We start from the raw sequence: 14,473 nt of genomic DNA, 5'->3' as shown, positions 1-14,473 counted from the left end.
TCGATCGGTGAGCGCTACGGGGCGGCGCTTGCGCACTGTCCCTCTCTGGAGGCGATCGGCAAAAAAGCTATAATCGTACTTTAAGGTTTTGTGCGCCGCAATTTTCATGAAACTACAGCTCGACAGACCCGACGGCCTGAACACCTTCACCGCTTACGGCGAGGGCTACGTCAGCGTGAACGGTATCCGCCACAGCTGTAACCTGGCGGTGCTGCCAGAGCGCCTGATCCCGGATTGGACGCAGGCAACTTTCGACACCCTGCGTGTCGAGGACTTCGCATGGCTGGCCTCGCTCGACGCCGAAATCATTCTGCTCGGCACCGGTAATCGGCTGCGCTTTCCGACTCCCGACCTTATGCGTCCGCTGGCACAGGCGCAGAAGGGTCTGGAAGTGATGGATTTGCCGGCCGCGTGTCGTACCTACAACGTTCTAATTGGCGAGGGCCGCAAGGTCGCCGCCGGCCTGCTGCTGGCCTGACGGCGCGGCGTCTCCCAGGCGCCAGCCGGTCAACGGAAAAGGGCGGCCGCGGCCGCCCTTCTTCTTATGCCCTCTCGCCGATCAGTCGCGTTCGCCGCTGAGCATCAGCAGCAGGTTCAGAAGGCTGACAAAGACGTTGTAAATGCTCAGATAGACCGACAGTGTCGCCGAGATGTAGTTGTCCTCACCGCCATTCACGATGCGGCTGATGTCGTAGAGGATGTAGGCCGAGAAGACGAGCACCGCAACAGCCGAGATGGTCAGCGACAAGGCCGGGATCTGGAAGAAGATGTTGGCCACGATCGCCAGCAGAACGACAATCATCCCGATGAAAAGAAACCGGCCCAGGAAGCTGAAATCCTTCTTGGTGATCGTGGCCACGGCGGCGAGCGAGAAGAAGATCACGCCGGTACCGCCCGCGGCCATGGCGATCAGCGGGCCGCCGTTACTGAAGCCCAGCGCCACCTGCAGAATGCGTGACAGCATCAGCCCCATGAAGAAGGTAAAGCCGAGCAGCAGCACAACTCCCATGCCGCTGTTCTTGGTACGCTCGATGCCCCACATGAAGCCGAAGGCAATGCCGAGGAAGAGCAGGAAGGACATCAGCGGGCTGCCGGACATGAACGTGAACTGCATCTGTATGCCAGCCAAGGCGCCGAGAACGGTTGGCACCATGGTCAGGGCGAGCATCATGAACGTATTGCGCAGAACCCGGTTCTGCTGCAGCGACACCTCGCGAGTGGCTTGGCCGGTGATCTGAAACTGGGGTTGCATGGACTTCCTCCTGTTGATCGAATTAGGATTACGGCGCTGAGACTAGCCAACTACGTGAAAAGTTTCAATCACTATTGCTGTCTGGTGCCGGGTTGCAAGCGTCGTTGGCAGGTAGACTGTGGCGCGTCCGGGGGGCGGCGCCGTGCTATCATTCGCCCCGCCGTTGCGGCAGGTGGCGAACACCGACGGTGAGCTTGCAGGAAGTGTGGCAGAGTGGTCGATTGCACTAGTCTTGAAAACTAGCGACGGGCAACCGTCCGTGAGTTCGAATCTCACCGCTTCCGCCGGTATGTTGACTTAAGTGCATGAAAAATATAAATAGTAGAGCTTTTTAAGCAATCAGACTCACAAAACAACCCACAAGAAAAGATGCGCCAATGAGTTGTCCCTCAAGGGGGAACGCCGGAGGCCGAGGCTGCGTCTGTACCTTGCCGAGCAGAGTGACTCGGGTGGAGAGGTCTGCGAGATGGCCGAGCCGAGCGGCCGGCTTTCGTCCTGTAACGACACCGGCAGAGGGCAATGCCAAGCCAGGTGATCGAGGCTTTCCGCAAACGCTGCGCTTCTTGCGTCGTTGATCTGGCCACGGCTTCAAAATGTGATCGAAAAAGATGCCTCGCGGTCTCAAGGGGAGGCTGGGGGTGCCTACGATTGCACCCACCCAATCCTTCTTCCATAAGGATTGGGTGTAAGCGGTAACTACGCGGCGTCAGGCCCTACGTGCCGAGGCGGTACAAAGGCGTGCGAAGTGGATCGGCCGCGAAGAGCTGCTTCCAGAGACGAGGCGTGAGTTCCCGGACGCGCTCTGCCGGATGCTGGCCGACGCGCTGTAGCACATCGACCAGGTAGTCGTACGGGTCGATCTGGTGCAATCGACAGGTGGCGATCAGGCTGTGGATGATCCCCACCTGCCTGGCGCCCAGTTCGGTCCAACAGAACAGCCAATTGCGGCGCCCCATCGGGATCACGCGCAAGGCACGCTCAAGGTGGTTGGTATCGATCGGCACGTCCGGGTCGGTGAGGAAGACCTCCAGTCCGTATCGTCGGTCGCGCGCATAGGCAAGCGCCTTGGTCAGCGGATTGCTGGGGAGCAGCCCCTGGGCCGCGAAGCGTTCGCCGATCCAGGCGAAGAAGCGCTCGACGATCGGCTTGGCATGCGCCAGACGATACTCCCGCTTGCCGGCGCCAGAGAGCTTCTGTTCTCGGATGGATTCTTCCACTTGATAGAGCGCACCGATCAGTTCCAGCGCCTGGCTCGCCGCTTCCGGCTCGACTGCTTGCGCCTCGAAGAAACCGCGGCGGGTATGCGTCCAGCACTGGGCATGGGTGATCCCGGTCCTGGTCGCATAATGCGCATAGGCGTGGTAGCCATCCGACAACAAGACCGCCCGCTCGGCGGGCGTCAGTCCCAGCGCCGCCTCGACGTGTTTGATCTCCCGGCTCGGGAAGAACGGGAAACAGATTTCGTCCAGTTCGCCATAGACTGGCCAGAAGAAGGCTTTCTTCAGCTTGCCCGGTCCCGCCTGTCCGGCCTTGATCGGCGTCTCGTCCATGGCTTTGACGCGTGACTCGCGAATCGAGGCGAACTGGGCCTCGTAGATCGGTTCGAGCAGGGCGATGCCCTGTTGCGCGATCTGCGTCAGCCAGGGGCGACTGACCGTGATCCCGGCGTCGGCGAGGCGCTGGTGCTGGCGATACAGCGGCAGGTGGTAGGCAAACTTGTCGAGCAGCAAGCCGGCAACGAAGCTCACGTCCGCCCGGCTGCCGTCGATCACCCCGGCCGGTGCGGCGGCGCAAACGAGCGCTTCACTGGCCTTGATCTTGACCACCGGCCGCCGATACTTGATCACCACGTAGCTTCCCGGCCGTTGCGCCAGGCGATAGCTTTCCTTGTGGCTGATCACCTCGTACTCTTCCGCAGTAAGGCCGTCGGTTTCCGGAGCCGCGAGTTCGATGACTTCGACCGGCACGCGTGACTCGTCGAAGAACGGGACGGCTTCGTCGTCCTGGCGGCGGGTCGCTGGCTTGCGGGTGTGGGCGGCTACCTGCTGGCCCGGGGGTGCCGGTAGCGTCGGCGGTGGAAGACACTCGCCGAAACTCATCTGGCCATTCGGACCCGTCTCGATGCGTCGTTCGCTCTTCTGCCCGAAGAGCTGGCGCTTGAACCAGTCGAGTTGCTGTTTGAGGGCGGTGATTTCCTGGCGCAGGAGCGCTTCGGTGTTCTCCTGACGGCGCAGGGCGCCGATCAGTTCGGCGGTCTGTTGCGGGGTCAGCGCGGCCACCTCGTCGAGGCTTTTGAAAGGGGTCGCAAGCGCCGGATTCATGCCGCTATTATACCGCGGGAGTCGTCTTCAAGCCGCTGTTTAACATGCATTTTATGTCCGTTTCTTGCCATTTTGCGGGTGCTGGTAACGCTTCTTGAAGCGCTTGGGCTCGATGCCTTCCAGGAGGAGCTTCAGGCCGGTCCAGTCGGTTTCCCGCGTGCTCACTTTCGACCAGTCGGAGACGAAACGACCGGCTTCGAGGCGCTTGGCCCACACGCAGAGGCCCGTGCGATCCCAGTAGAGGACCTTGACCTGCGTGGCGCGGCGGTTGAAGAAGGCAAACAGCTGTCCGCTCAAGGGGTCCTGACCGAGCGCGTGGCGCGTCAGTGCGTACAGGCCGTCGAAGGAGTTGCGCAGGTCGACGGGGCGGCCATAAACATGTACCCGGATCTGGCCTTCGGGGAAGAACATCAGCCGCGCACCAGGTGTAGCTGCAGGCCGCCGCCGAGATCCAGGGTCAGCTCGATACGTCCCGACCGCCCGGTTTCGCTTTGCAGCGGGCCGACATCGACGAAGCCTGTCGACGCCGAGTTGACCAAGGCGTCGCATCGGCCCATCGGCGCGCCCAGTCGGCTGCGCCACCGGTAGAAGCTGGTATCGCTGATGCCTTCGCGATTGCAGAAGGCCTCCACCGCCAAACCGCTGCCGAAAAATCGCGACAGCACCTGCCGCCACTCGTCCGCGCTACGCCGTGCCCGCCGGCTCTCTTGATTCGTCGCCATCTTGACCTCCTCATCTTCTCGCGTGTCAATGAGGAAATTGTCGACGCCAGCGCCGCGCCTGGGAAGAACGCCGCGGAGTTACCGGTTACTATTTCAATGCGGTCCCCCTTCGCCAGCGTGTTGCTCAGCGCTTCAAGAATGGCCTTGACCACAAGTTCAGTATCTTTGGGGGTGAACTGCGGGAAAAGGGCGGCGAGTCGGTTGATGAGTTCGGAGCGGATCATCGGCAAATTTTAGGCGGCACTTCCACTCGGGAGCTGTGGCAAACCACACAACGCCAGGCGCGACAGCATCGATGACGCATGGCAACTTCGACGCCCTCTTGATGTTGAGCTCCGTCCCTCAGCTCAAGCCACGGGGAGTCACGCCTCCGACGCGACCCAGACGCCTTGCCGCTCGCCGACGCGATGCGCCCCGTTGGCAGGCTGTCGCGGCGGAAATCAAGAGCAAAAACCCAGTGGCAGCTCCTGACTGATAAAGGACAATAGCATTCTCTAATAGGCGATTTTGAAGGTCGGACTGTCCTCCGGCCGGGTCTTGCGGTGATCGTAAATTCGGGTCGTGGCGATGTTGGCATGACCCAACCATTCCTGCACCTTGGCAATGTCGGCCTGGTGGTCAAGCGCATTGGTCGCGGCGGTCGCCCGCAGCGCGTGCGCTCCGATCGCGAAACCCAGCGCCGCTGAGTATTGCCGCACCAGTTTGTAGACTGCGTCAGGCGTGATTGCTCTTTCCAGTGTGCCGGTGCAGTTGTTGCGGATGGGTCGGAACAGGGCGCCGGCATCGTCTGCGCCATGCCCCGCGATCTCAAGATAGTCCCCGATCAAGCCGCTGGCCGCGGGGTGCAGCGGCACATAGCGGATCTTGCCGCCCTTGCCGAACACCTTGAGGTGCGGCACGCCGCGCCGCTCGTGCTTGAAGTCCTTGACCGTCAACCGGCACAGCTCGTCACGCCGCAGGGCGTGATAGAGCAGGGTGGCCAGGATGGCGCGGTCGCGCTTGCCCTTGAGCGACGCACCATCGGGCGCGTCCAGCAGCTTGCGCGCCTGGTGGTCACCGAGGGCAGGGGTCTTGCCTTTGTAGCTTTCCACCGGCGGGCGCTTAACGCCCTTGACCGGGTTATGGGTCACGGCGTTCTTCTCGCACAGAGACTCGAACAGCGACGACAGCGCCGCCAGGCGATGGCGGACGGTCATGCCGCTCAAGGCGCGCTGCACCAGGTCGTCACGCCAGGCGATAACGTGCGCGCGGGTGACGGTGCGAAATTCCTCGGGCTTCGCGATGCCGGTGAACTTCATGAAATCCCCGAGGGCGTTTTCGTAAGCGCGACGGGTGGCCTTGTTGCCGAGATTGGCGAACCATTCGATCTCGGGGGGGACGTCGGCCAGGCGCTGAAACTGTTCGGCGGTCAGAAGCCGGGAAGCGACTGGGGAAACGACGGGAAACGGGTCGGAGGTCATGGGTAATCTCGTCAACGTCAAGTGCCGAGCAAGGTGACGCCGAGCGCAGCAGCCGCGGCGCGTACTTCCTGGTCAAGCGTCGCCAGCGGCAAGCCGCGTCGCTGTGCCAGTTCGAGATAGGCCGCATCGTAGACGGTCAGCCGAAACCGTGCCGCCAGTTGCGCAGTGACCGCCCATGCCTGGCTGGCCGTCTCTTCGTCGATCGCCACCGGAAGATCGCACAAGAATCCGGCGAGGCGTTGCCGGCGTTCGGCATCGATCCGATTCCGACGTTCGGCCATCGCCAGCGCGTTAAGCACCTCCAACGGCCACAGCGTGGGTGCGTCAGCCCCGGATTCGACGACCTGCTCAAGCAAGGCGTCCGTGGCATCCGTGCGCTCATCGTCGAAGCACCAGGTCAGGCTCACCGAACTATCCAGCACGAAACTCACGGACGGCCCTCGTTGATCAAATCCTTGATCTTGAGGCCGCCGAGCGTGATGCCACGCCGGGCTTCAAGGATCCCGTCCGCCGCCCGACGGGCTTTGGCGCGATCGAAACCAGGTTCGGCCGGTACGAGCCGCGCCACCGCTTTGCCGCGCCGGGTGATGAGGACTTCCTCGCCGCTCTCGACCCAGTCAAGCAGGGTACCGAGTTTGTTCTTGGCCTCGAAGGCGCCGATCTCACGCATGGGGGTTTCTCCACTAGACGGCTAGATTATAGGCTAGCTTATCACATGGCGGCCGCTGGGAGCCAAGGGGAGAAAGGCGTCCATCTTGTTATTGATAAAATAGGTTAGCAATAGTTCGACAACCTTGCCGAGCCCATTGCCAAGCAGATCTTTGCCGGCACGGCTGATACAGCACAACTCGCCTTGTTGCACTTTTCGAGTGCGCGCGTTGTGATGATTATGTATATACTTTGCAAGTACCCTTTGGCAGGAGACCTGATCATGTCGAAAGAAGCCGTTTTCACGATGAAGCTGGAACCCGAGCTGCGCGCCGAGTTCATGGCGGAAGCTGAAGCCGCCCACCGCCCGGCGTCGCAGGTGCTGCGCGAGCTCATGCGCGAGTTTGTTCACCGCCAGCGCGAGGCACGGGACTACGATGAGTTCCTGCGCCACAAGGTCGAGGCCGGCCGGGCCTCGATGCGTGCTGGGCAGGGGCGATCGAACGATGAGGTCGAAGCCGAGTTTTCCGCACGGCGTGCCGATGTGACGAATCGCCCGTGAGGGTCGTCTGGACACCAGAAGCGCAGCAGGACCGCACCGACGTATGGGACTACATCGCTGCCGAAAACCCGCGTGCGGCCGCACGAATGGATGAGCTGTTCAGCGACGCAGCCACACGGCTGGCTCAGCATCCCCATCGCGGCAAGCCGGGAAGGATTCCCGGCACCCGCGAGCTGATTCCGCACGAAAGCTATCGCCTGGTGTATGAGATCGACGCCGAAACAGTGTGGATACTGACGCTTGTTAATACGGCCCGCCAGTGGCCGCCTGTGCGTGCTTAAAAAGGGCCATCTGTCCCCTGTTGGTATGCGCGACTACCACGACACTGTCCGCCAGCTCGCCAAGGGAGCTGGCGCTGGCTCGACCGGCGTCCTCGACCTGTTGCACGACGCGAGCCTCGCCGGATCGCCGAGGCGGCGTTCGCGCGCTGCTTGCGCGAGCGCCACGCTTGAGCTCGCCCTGTCAACCGCTGGCCAGGGTACGCATGCCCAGCACCCTGGCGGACTTCTCCAGCCGGGTATCGAAAACGGCGAAGTGGAACTCTTCGTCGGTTGCTTCCTGCAAAATGCGCGCGGCGGCGAGTTGAACGCTGTCGTAGCCGCGCAGGGCAAAGGTGTCGGCATACTCACCGGCGAGTTCCACCAGTGACTGCGTGACCTCGACAATCGCATAGCGGGGCCAGTCGCTACGCATACGGGTCCGGATGGCCGTGATCAGTTCGGCATCGGCCGGGTTCTCACGCGCGCGGCGGGCCAGCGCCGCCATCGCTTCAGTCCAGGCCAGGCGGCACACGGCGATGGTATCGGCCGACCCGGCAAGCGCCACCATGCGCTCGCTGGCCTCTTCTCTGACGTACAGCTTGACCAGCGCCGAGGTGTCACAGAAGAGAATCAAGCGCGATCAGCCAGCACGATCCGGCTGACGGCTGTTCCACCCGCGACCATTTCAACGGGGGGCTGCAGCTGTGGCTTGCTGCCACTCCACGACAAGCCGCCGCTGGCGATCAGGCCGCGGATCCCTTCGTCCGCCTGCGGCGGAATGCCGACGATGCGGGCGATCGCCTTGTTATGGGAGGTGACTTCGATGACTTCGCCTGCCTGCGCGCGATGCAGTACGCGCGAGAGGCTGGCTTTGAGTTCGCGAATGGCGATGGGCATGGTCGTTCCTCGTACGCTAATGTGGTCACATTCTAAATCCATTCGCGACAATTGTGGGCTCAGGTCTCGTCATGTCACGGATCCGTTCCCCAAGCGTTGCGTGCGCTTTCGGCCAGGCAGCCCTTCTGCAACAGCCACTTACCCGGGCGTGCGTCTGGTTCAGGCCGACCCAGAGCCGGCCGACTCATTTCCGCCAGTAGTCGCAGGAGCCGCTGCAACCTTAGCTCGCCGGTGTCTTGGGCCTTGTCGCACTGCCAGACGAGGTAGAGGGCGATGCCCCTGCGCGGCAGTGCTTGTGCTCTTCGCCAGTCTGGTCCGGGACGGGGCTGAATCGATGCTGCCGTTGGCACGACATGGGCAGTGATGCGATTGCCCGACCCCTGAATTCGCAGGTGCCTGCGACGGCCTCGCGCAGGATGTCCACGTACTCCACCGCATCCACACGTTCATCGGGAGGCTTCGATCCCTGCTCGTGTTCTGGGTGCAAATTACTGAACGTCCTTGGTATGTTTGCTGCGCGTTCACGCGATGAGGAGCGCAGCAGGATTCGGCTCCCGCCGCACATGCGCATCCTGGCGGTAATTGCTGCTTGTCGCCCAATCCAGGATGGACTCGATGCGCCCGCGAACTCGCGAGGCGGTCTCGGTCTTCTTGGTCCAAATCCCGGACAGGCATTTCATTACAAGATCGGTGTCGATGGCTGCAACCGAGAGCTCGCCGATCACTGGATGGACGTAGCCCTGCAGGGTGCTCTCCCATTTAGCGGCGTGTTTGGCATTCCTCCAGCCGGCCCGGTGCGTCTCGATGTACTGCTCGGCACATTGCTTGTCGGTGATTGCACGCGCATCGTCCAGCCGTTTCGCGAGCTTGGCAGCCTTGCGCTCGCCTATCGGGTCGTGACCTTGCAACAGCTGCTTTCGGCATTCGGCTGCGTCGGCTCGGGCCTCTGTCATGTTCATCGCATGTGTCGGCCCCAGTCCCGTGGCGCGCGCCTTGCCGTGAAGCATGAAGCGGAAAATCCACGACTCGGCGCCAGTCGGCCCGACCTGGAGATACAATCCAGCGCCATCGGGATACAATCCGCGCTCTATTGCTTTTGCAACGGCTAACGGCGTCAGCCTCTTGATGGTCCTGGCCAGCGCTTCAATCAGTAAATGATCGCTTGCCTCACGATCGAGAACGTTTGCGCCTGGCTTCTCGTCACTCTCTTCATCCGCACGCTGGCGTCAGCCCCTGGCCCTCGGGCCAACCAGAAAATCTGCGCAACTGTCAGCCAGCTCGCCACTTTCCCCGCCCCTCTTCACTAAATTCAGAGGTGAACGACATGCCCGACTGCCAGGGTGCGCACAGCGCATCGGCCAAACGCTGCGCGTGGGTCGTCAGGGCCACCTGCCGACGATTTCAGGTTCTTCCCGGACAATGAGCACGAACTACAATCTGGCCAGCGCGATTCATCGCCATGGCCTGCAGACGCCCGATGCCGTCGCCGTTGCCTACAAGGGCCAGTCGGTCAGCTACCGAGAACTCGCCGAACGCGCGGCGCGCCTCGCGCAGGAGCTCAGACAGAGCGAGCACTGGTCAGCCGATGACGGCCAGCCGCCGCGGGTCGGCATTCTGGCTTCGCGTGGGATCGACGCCTGCGTGGCCTTGCTTGGCGCTTGCTGGGCAGGCGCAAGCTACGTGCCGATCGGGCTGAAGCTTCCCGAGGAGCGGATCCTCACCATTCTCTCGCTGTGCAAGCTGACGGCGATCGTTGCTGACGCCGACGGGGTCAAGTTGCTCAGCGAGCGCGTGCGAGCCGCCTGTCCGCCGCTGGTCATTTGCGCGGCGAGTGATCCGGATGCTGCGCTGGCGAAGCCCGGGGAAAGCCCCGCCGCCGCGCCTGGCGGAGGGTCATCGCCGCCGCAAGGCCTTGCGGCGCCCGAGCCGATGGCCGCCGGCGATGTCGCCTATATCATCTTCACGTCGGGAACGACCGGCGTACCCAAAGGGGTGATGATCTCGGCGGCTGCGGCGAGGCACTACGCGCAGATGATCGCGCGCTATCTCGACCTGCGCGCTACTGATCGCGCGCTCGAGACCTGCGAACTCACTTTCGACTTTTCGGTGCATAACATGTTCAGCACCTGGGAAGCGGGTGCCGCGCTGCACATTCTGCCGGCGACGGTGGTGATGAATGCCGTCAAGTTTGTGCGAAATGCACAGCTGACGGTGTGGAATTCGGTGCCCTCGCTGGTGGGCATGCTGCGTCAGGTCAAGACCCTGCATGCGGGCAGTTTGAAAGACCTCCGGGTCACTGTCTTCGGCGGGGAGGCGCTGCCGGAGGGAACCGTCGCGGCGTGGCGAGTGGCCGCGCCGAACACGGCGATCTTCAACCTCTATGGTCCGACCGAGGCGACTGTCTTCTGCCTGGGGCAGGCGGTTGAGCACGATACGGCGATCACCGCCGGGCGAGACTTCATCGCCATTGGTACGCCCTTGCCGGGGAACGAAGCGATGATCGTCGATGGCCACAAGCAGGTCCTGGCCAACGGGGAAGCGGGTGAACTGGCGGTCGCCGGCGTGCAGTTGGCCGATGGTTACCTCAACGAACCGCAACTGACAGCGGAGCGATTTCCGACCATCAACGGCAAGCGCTGGTATTTGACCGGCGACCTGGCCAGCGTCGATGCCGCGGGGACCTTTCACTGCCTTGGCCGAATCGACAACCAGGTCAAGGTCCTCGGGTACCGCGTCGAGCTCGAGGAAATCGACGCGCACTTGCGGGCGGTAAGCGGCATTGACCTCGTCGGTGCCGTCGCCTGGCCGACGGTGGACGGCATGGCACGCGGAATCGTCGGTTTCGTCGCGGCGAGCTTGCTCGACTCGGTCCAGGTGATCCGGGACCTGAAGGCGAGGCTGCCGGCGTACATGGTTCCCAATCAGTTGATCGCTCTCGCAAGCATGCCGCTCAATCAAAGCGGGAAAGTCGACCGGCAGGCGCTCCGAAAACAGCTTGAGCAAGATCCGCCATGAGCTTGCAGCCGGCGGCGGATAGCCCTGCGCGGGTGCGCACAGGCCAGCGCAGGGCTTTCTTCGGGCAAGCAAATCTGCGCGACCTGCTGGCCATCGACGAGCGCCCGCAGGTCGTCGCCGCGGCGCAGACCTGGTTGGGTCAGCTGGCCATTTTCCTGGTCGCCGCGCTTGCTGCTTGCAGCTTCGAGGATTGGTGGCTGGCGGCCCTGTTGGTCGGTCTGGCCATGGCCTACGCGCGTTGGCCGAAGTATCGTGACTGGATCCTCCTGGGCGGCACCTGGACGGCAGCGCTTCTAGCGCTGTGCCTGGCGCAGAACGATATCCAGGAGAACATCCGCCAGATGATGGTCGTGGAAAACGTTGACGCCCTGTCGCCGCTGGCGCTCGGTCTACTGGCCATGGCGACCTTCTTCGTCGGTGCCTGGAGCGTGTTGGCGATGAGCCGCCGCGACAAGACGCTGTTCGTTGCGCGTCGTCCGGTGCTCGCCTTGCTGGGTGTCGAGGTTGTCCTTTGTGGGCTCTGTTCGCTGAGCGCGATCGACGGTCTGCCGCGCGTGCTCCTGTGGTCACTGCTCATCGTCTTCACCCCCTACCTCTGGTTTCTCGCCTACGCGCTGGCCGATCAACGGTCACGTGACGCGAGTCCGCCGATTTTTCAAATGGGCGTGCTGCGGCCCTTCTGGTCGCCTACCTTTCTCCCCTTTGGCAAGGGCGCAGCCTTCCTCCGCAAGACCTTCGCCAAGTCCCCGGAAGATCTGGCGGTGACGCAGATCAAGGGTGTAAAGCTGCTCTTGTGGGCCAATGTCCTGCTGGCCATGAAGATCGTTCTGGTCGGCGTTTTTCAGGATCAACTGCAGGTGCCGAGTCTGGAGGCCGCCCAGGATGCGTTTCTGGCCCAGCAGTCCCAGTCGCTTGCGCAGGCCTGGGCAGCGGTGATCCTGTCCACGGCGACGTACTCGTTGCAGATCGCCTTCTGGGGGCATCTCTTCATCGGCATCGCACGCCTTGCCGGTTTCAGATTGCCGCGCAGCACCTGGCGTCCGCTCGGCTCGAAGACCTTGATGGAGTACTTCAACCGTTTCCACTATTACTTCAAGGAACTTCTGGTCGATTTCTTCTTCGTGCCGACGTTCTTCAAGATGTTTCGTGGTCATCCGCGCTTGCGTCTGTTCTTTGCCACCTTCATGGCGGCCGGGGTGGGCAATGCGATCTGGCACTTCCTGCGCGATATCGACCTCATCGTGACGATGGGACTTGGCGGCGTGCTGGCGAGCTTCGAGAGCTACGCCTTCTACTGCCTGGTTCTGGCCACTGGTCTTGGCCTGTCGCAGGTGCGCATGAACATGGGCTTCAAGCCCTCGTTGAGCCTTGCGGGGAGGCTGCGGTCGTTCCTTTTCGTCTGGTCTTTCGTCGTCTGTCTGCATGTTTTCAGCGATGGGTCGCGCAGCCACACGCTTGGCGAGCGACTCGCCTTTGTCGGTAGTCTTTTTGGAGTGAGCTAATGAACAGTGATGGCAAGTTGAAGTTGCGCAAGTTTCTCAAGGAAGCCTTGGAAAAGCATGGTGACCACGGCGAGCTGGATGACAGTGAATCGCTTTTCGTCAGTGGCCGGCTCGACTCGTTTTCCATGATGCAGTTGGTGATGCAGCTGGAGGAAAGCTTTGGGCTCGATTTCTCGACGGTCGACTTCGACGTCAGCCTGATTGATTCGCTGGACGAGATCGAGGCGTTTGTCGATGCCAACGCGAGTAGTTGAGTTCACAGGGAAGGCCGCCGCGCTGAAGATCGACGGCAGCTTTCCGGACCGGTTCACGGGGCTAAAGTGGCACCGCCCGGCGCGCCTGGGCAATGACGGATACGGATTGCATTCTGCATGAGCGGTGCAGCGGGCCGCTCGACCCTGCGCAGCTTCCTGGCGATCGATGAACGCGAGACGCTTGTCCAGCTGGCGCAGACGGTTCGTGGCCGCGTCCTTCTGTTTGCCGTTGCCGTGTTGGCTGTCTCGACCTACAACTCCTGCTGGGAAGCTGCCTTCGTTGTCGGCGCGGCGATGGCCTTTGCCTACCTGGAGAAGCAGCGCCAGCTGATCCTCTTTGCCGCCACCTACCTGATGGCATTTTCCGCCTTGTGGCTGTCGGAAACGGCTATCGAGGAAAGCATCGCCGTCGTCGCTGCGCAGGAACGGGCCGCTCAGTTCTCGCCGTTGCTGCTCGCACATCTTGCGCTCATCACGTTCATGATCTTCTCGTGGTTGACGTTGATGGTCGTCCGCAGCCACAAGGGCTTCATCCTCGCCCGCCGGCCGGTGGTCGCGCTGCTGACCGTCGAGTTCGCTCTCTGCGGGCTGACTTCCCTGGACCTGGTGCACGGCCTGCCGCGTCTGGCGCTGTGGTCTTTCCTGAGCGTCTATACCCCCTATATCTGGTTCCTGGCCTATGCCATCGTCGACCAGCGCGCGCGCGATCGCAGCCCCGACGCTTTTCAACTCGGTACTTTCCATCCCTTCTGGGGCGGGCCGTCTTCGATTCCGTTTGGCAAGGGAGCTGGCTTCCTGCGCAAGAACCTGTCGAAAACTCCAGCAGATCTGGCGATCACGCAGATCAAGGGCGTCAAGTTGCTGCTCTGGTCCAACGTCCTCCTGGCCATGAAGGTGGCGCTGACCTGGATTTGTGAGCAGAAACTGAGTATCCCCAGTGTCGAACTGGCTTTGGGCGCCTACCTCGATGGTCAGGCCTTCCCGGTTCTGATTGGCTGGTCGGCGCTGGTCTGGTCTACCGCCAAGTTCTGTTTGCGGACCGCGTATTGGGGACATCTCTTTATCGGTGGCGCACGGCTTGCCGGCTTCCGCTTGCCACGCGCCACATGGCGCCCACTCGAAGCACGGACGCTGATTGAGTACTTCAATCGCTTCTCCTACTACTTCAAGGAGTTGCTGGTCGACTTCTTCTTCGTGCCGACCTTTTTCAGGGTGTTTCGCAAGCACCCGCGGCTACGCATGTTCTTCGCGACCTTCATGGCCGCCGGCGTCGGCAATGTCATTTTTCACTTCGTCCGCGAAGTCGACCTGGTCGCGGCGATGGGTGTGTCGGCGGCGATCGAATCGTTCACCAGCTACGCGTTCTACTGCCTCGTTCTGGCGACAGGTATCGGAATCTCTCAGGTGCGTGCGAACGCGGGTTACCGCCCCTCGTCCACGCTGGCGGGAAGGCTGTGGTCGTTTGTAACGGTCTGGGGTTTTGTCGTTTGCCTGCACGTCTTCAGCGACGAATCACGCCGCCACACGCTGCTCGAACGCTGGTCATTCCTGGCCAGTCTGTTTGGCGTCGGTTGATCTCG

At 62.2% G+C, this 14,473-nt stretch carries 17 protein-coding genes, 1 tRNA gene and 1 pseudogene; 8 read left to right on the top strand and 11 right to left on the bottom strand.

Going from position 1 to position 14,473, the window contains the following annotated elements; genetic code table 11:
- Nucleotides 1-106 precede the first annotated feature (106 nt).
- Nucleotides 107-478 (top strand): Mth938-like domain-containing protein, encoded by a 372-nt coding sequence (locus QZ634_RS13190; RefSeq protein WP_043565521.1) that lies wholly within the window; start codon nucleotides 107-109, stop codon nucleotides 476-478.
- Nucleotides 479-559: 81 nt separating this feature from the next.
- On the opposite strand, the gene QZ634_RS13185 is transcribed toward QZ634_RS13190, so the two are convergent.
- A complete protein-coding gene (locus QZ634_RS13185) occupies nucleotides 560-1,252 on the bottom strand; it encodes a Bax inhibitor-1/YccA family protein (RefSeq protein ID WP_043565520.1) in 693 nt (230 codons plus the stop codon).
- A gap of 199 nt (nucleotides 1,253-1,451) precedes the next feature.
- Between QZ634_RS13185 and QZ634_RS13180 the strand changes: the two genes are divergently transcribed.
- Nucleotides 1,452-1,536: transfer RNA gene (locus tag QZ634_RS13180), tRNA-Ser, on the top strand.
- 429 nt (nucleotides 1,537-1,965) lie between these two features.
- On the opposite strand, the gene QZ634_RS13175 is transcribed toward QZ634_RS13180, so the two are convergent.
- The 7 genes and pseudogenes from QZ634_RS13175 to QZ634_RS13150 form a co-directional block, all read right to left on the bottom strand.
- On the bottom strand, nucleotides 1,966-3,573 hold the full coding sequence (locus QZ634_RS13175; RefSeq protein WP_291989061.1) for an IS66 family transposase: 1,608 nt from the start codon (nucleotides 3,571-3,573) through the stop codon (nucleotides 1,966-1,968).
- A 51-nt stretch (nucleotides 3,574-3,624) separates the two neighbouring features.
- Entirely contained in the window at nucleotides 3,625-3,984 is a 360-nt protein-coding gene (gene tnpB, locus QZ634_RS13170) for an IS66 family insertion sequence element accessory protein TnpB (protein ID WP_291986326.1), read from the bottom strand.
- Nucleotides 3,984-4,295, bottom strand: a complete 312-nt coding sequence (locus QZ634_RS13165) for an IS66 family insertion sequence element accessory protein TnpB (RefSeq protein ID WP_291985082.1) — start codon at nucleotides 4,293-4,295, stop codon at nucleotides 3,984-3,986. Before QZ634_RS13165 ends, tnpB begins: the two co-directional genes overlap by 1 nt.
- A 98-nt stretch (nucleotides 4,296-4,393) precedes the next feature.
- Nucleotides 4,394-4,519 (bottom strand): annotated as a pseudogene (locus QZ634_RS21560) (integration host factor subunit beta); the annotation flags it as partial.
- A 270-nt stretch (nucleotides 4,520-4,789) separates the two neighbouring features.
- Nucleotides 4,790-5,755 (bottom strand): tyrosine-type recombinase/integrase, encoded by a 966-nt coding sequence (locus QZ634_RS13160; protein ID WP_291989059.1) that lies wholly within the window; start codon nucleotides 5,753-5,755, stop codon nucleotides 4,790-4,792.
- 17 nt (nucleotides 5,756-5,772) lie between these two features.
- Nucleotides 5,773-6,186 carry a type II toxin-antitoxin system VapC family toxin gene (locus QZ634_RS13155; RefSeq protein WP_291989057.1) on the bottom strand — a complete coding sequence of 138 codons (414 nt, stop codon included), beginning with the start codon at nucleotides 6,184-6,186 and terminating at the stop codon, nucleotides 5,773-5,775.
- Nucleotides 6,183-6,425, bottom strand: a complete 243-nt coding sequence (locus QZ634_RS13150) for a type II toxin-antitoxin system prevent-host-death family antitoxin (RefSeq protein WP_291989055.1) — start codon at nucleotides 6,423-6,425, stop codon at nucleotides 6,183-6,185. Before QZ634_RS13150 ends, QZ634_RS13155 begins: the two co-directional genes overlap by 4 nt.
- 261 nt (nucleotides 6,426-6,686) lie before the next feature.
- Here QZ634_RS13150 and QZ634_RS13145 point away from each other — a divergent pair, with 261 nt between their 5' ends.
- Complete coding sequence (locus QZ634_RS13145; protein WP_043569245.1) at nucleotides 6,687-6,965, top strand: hypothetical protein; 279 nt, start codon at nucleotides 6,687-6,689, stop codon at nucleotides 6,963-6,965.
- A complete protein-coding gene (locus QZ634_RS13140; RefSeq protein WP_291989052.1) occupies nucleotides 6,962-7,246 on the top strand; it encodes a type II toxin-antitoxin system RelE/ParE family toxin in 285 nt (94 codons plus the stop codon). Before QZ634_RS13145 ends, QZ634_RS13140 begins: the two co-directional genes overlap by 4 nt.
- Before the next feature lie 181 nt (nucleotides 7,247-7,427).
- Here QZ634_RS13140 and QZ634_RS13135 read toward each other — a convergent pair whose 3' ends face one another.
- The 3 genes from QZ634_RS13135 to QZ634_RS13125 form a co-directional block, all read right to left on the bottom strand.
- On the bottom strand, nucleotides 7,428-7,859 hold the full coding sequence (locus tag QZ634_RS13135; RefSeq protein ID WP_291989050.1) for a type II toxin-antitoxin system VapC family toxin: 432 nt from the start codon (nucleotides 7,857-7,859) through the stop codon (nucleotides 7,428-7,430).
- Nucleotides 7,856-8,122, bottom strand: a complete 267-nt coding sequence (locus QZ634_RS13130; RefSeq protein ID WP_291989048.1) for a type II toxin-antitoxin system prevent-host-death family antitoxin — start codon at nucleotides 8,120-8,122, stop codon at nucleotides 7,856-7,858. Before QZ634_RS13130 ends, QZ634_RS13135 begins: the two co-directional genes overlap by 4 nt.
- Nucleotides 8,123-8,643: 521 nt before the next feature.
- A complete protein-coding gene (locus QZ634_RS13125) occupies nucleotides 8,644-9,240 on the bottom strand; it encodes an integrase arm-type DNA-binding domain-containing protein (RefSeq protein WP_291989276.1) in 597 nt (198 codons plus the stop codon).
- A gap of 301 nt (nucleotides 9,241-9,541) precedes the next feature.
- On the opposite strand from QZ634_RS13125, the gene QZ634_RS13120 reads away from it, so the two are divergent.
- The 4 genes from QZ634_RS13120 to QZ634_RS13105 all read left to right on the top strand — a co-directional run bounded on the left by QZ634_RS13120 (nucleotide 9,542) and on the right by QZ634_RS13105 (nucleotide 14,468).
- Nucleotides 9,542-11,137 carry an amino acid adenylation domain-containing protein gene (locus tag QZ634_RS13120; protein WP_291989046.1) on the top strand — a complete coding sequence of 532 codons (1,596 nt, stop codon included), beginning with the start codon at nucleotides 9,542-9,544 and terminating at the stop codon, nucleotides 11,135-11,137.
- Nucleotides 11,134-12,639 (top strand): hypothetical protein, encoded by a 1,506-nt coding sequence (locus QZ634_RS13115; RefSeq protein WP_291989044.1) that lies wholly within the window; start codon nucleotides 11,134-11,136, stop codon nucleotides 12,637-12,639. The genes QZ634_RS13120 and QZ634_RS13115 overlap by 4 nt, the downstream gene beginning before the upstream one ends.
- On the top strand, nucleotides 12,639-12,893 hold the full coding sequence (locus QZ634_RS13110; RefSeq protein ID WP_043569250.1) for an acyl carrier protein: 255 nt from the start codon (nucleotides 12,639-12,641) through the stop codon (nucleotides 12,891-12,893). The genes QZ634_RS13115 and QZ634_RS13110 overlap by 1 nt, the downstream gene beginning before the upstream one ends.
- A 117-nt stretch (nucleotides 12,894-13,010) precedes the next feature.
- Entirely contained in the window at nucleotides 13,011-14,468 is a 1,458-nt protein-coding gene (locus QZ634_RS13105) for a hypothetical protein (protein WP_291989042.1), read from the top strand.
- The last annotated feature ends 5 nt before the right edge of the window (nucleotides 14,469-14,473 follow it).

The organism is Candidatus Accumulibacter sp. ACC007 (assembly GCF_907163205.1).
Lineage (GTDB): Bacteria > Pseudomonadota > Gammaproteobacteria > Burkholderiales > Rhodocyclaceae > Accumulibacter > Accumulibacter regalis.
Note: the sequence above shows the minus strand (reverse complement) of the source record. Positions and strands in the feature narration are given on the sequence as shown.

Bases quoted from the DNA above. Each gene is read 5' to 3' on its own strand.
- QZ634_RS13190 (WP_043565521.1), top strand. From the start codon at position 107: ATGAAACTACAGCTCGACAGACCCGACGGCCTGAACACCTTCACCGCT.
- QZ634_RS13185 (WP_043565520.1), bottom strand. From the start codon at position 1,252: ATGCAACCCCAGTTTCAGATCACCGGCCAAGCCACTCGCGAGGTGTCG.
- QZ634_RS13175 (WP_291989061.1), bottom strand. From the start codon at position 3,573: ATGAATCCGGCGCTTGCGACCCCTTTCAAAAGCCTCGACGAGGTGGCC.
- tnpB (WP_291986326.1), bottom strand. From the start codon at position 3,984: ATGTTCTTCCCCGAAGGCCAGATCCGGGTACATGTTTATGGCCGCCCC.
- QZ634_RS13165 (WP_291985082.1), bottom strand. From the start codon at position 4,295: ATGGCGACGAATCAAGAGAGCCGGCGGGCACGGCGTAGCGCGGACGAG.
- QZ634_RS13160 (WP_291989059.1), bottom strand. From the start codon at position 5,755: ATGACCTCCGACCCGTTTCCCGTCGTTTCCCCAGTCGCTTCCCGGCTT.
- QZ634_RS13150 (WP_291989055.1), bottom strand. From the start codon at position 6,425: ATGCGTGAGATCGGCGCCTTCGAGGCCAAGAACAAACTCGGTACCCTG.
- QZ634_RS13145 (WP_043569245.1), top strand. From the start codon at position 6,687: ATGTCGAAAGAAGCCGTTTTCACGATGAAGCTGGAACCCGAGCTGCGC.
- QZ634_RS13130 (WP_291989048.1), bottom strand. From the start codon at position 8,122: ATGCCCATCGCCATTCGCGAACTCAAAGCCAGCCTCTCGCGCGTACTG.
- QZ634_RS13120 (WP_291989046.1), top strand. From the start codon at position 9,542: ATGAGCACGAACTACAATCTGGCCAGCGCGATTCATCGCCATGGCCTG.
- QZ634_RS13115 (WP_291989044.1), top strand. From the start codon at position 11,134: ATGAGCTTGCAGCCGGCGGCGGATAGCCCTGCGCGGGTGCGCACAGGC.
- QZ634_RS13110 (WP_043569250.1), top strand. From the start codon at position 12,639: ATGAACAGTGATGGCAAGTTGAAGTTGCGCAAGTTTCTCAAGGAAGCC.
- QZ634_RS13105 (WP_291989042.1), top strand. From the start codon at position 13,011: ATGAGCGGTGCAGCGGGCCGCTCGACCCTGCGCAGCTTCCTGGCGATC.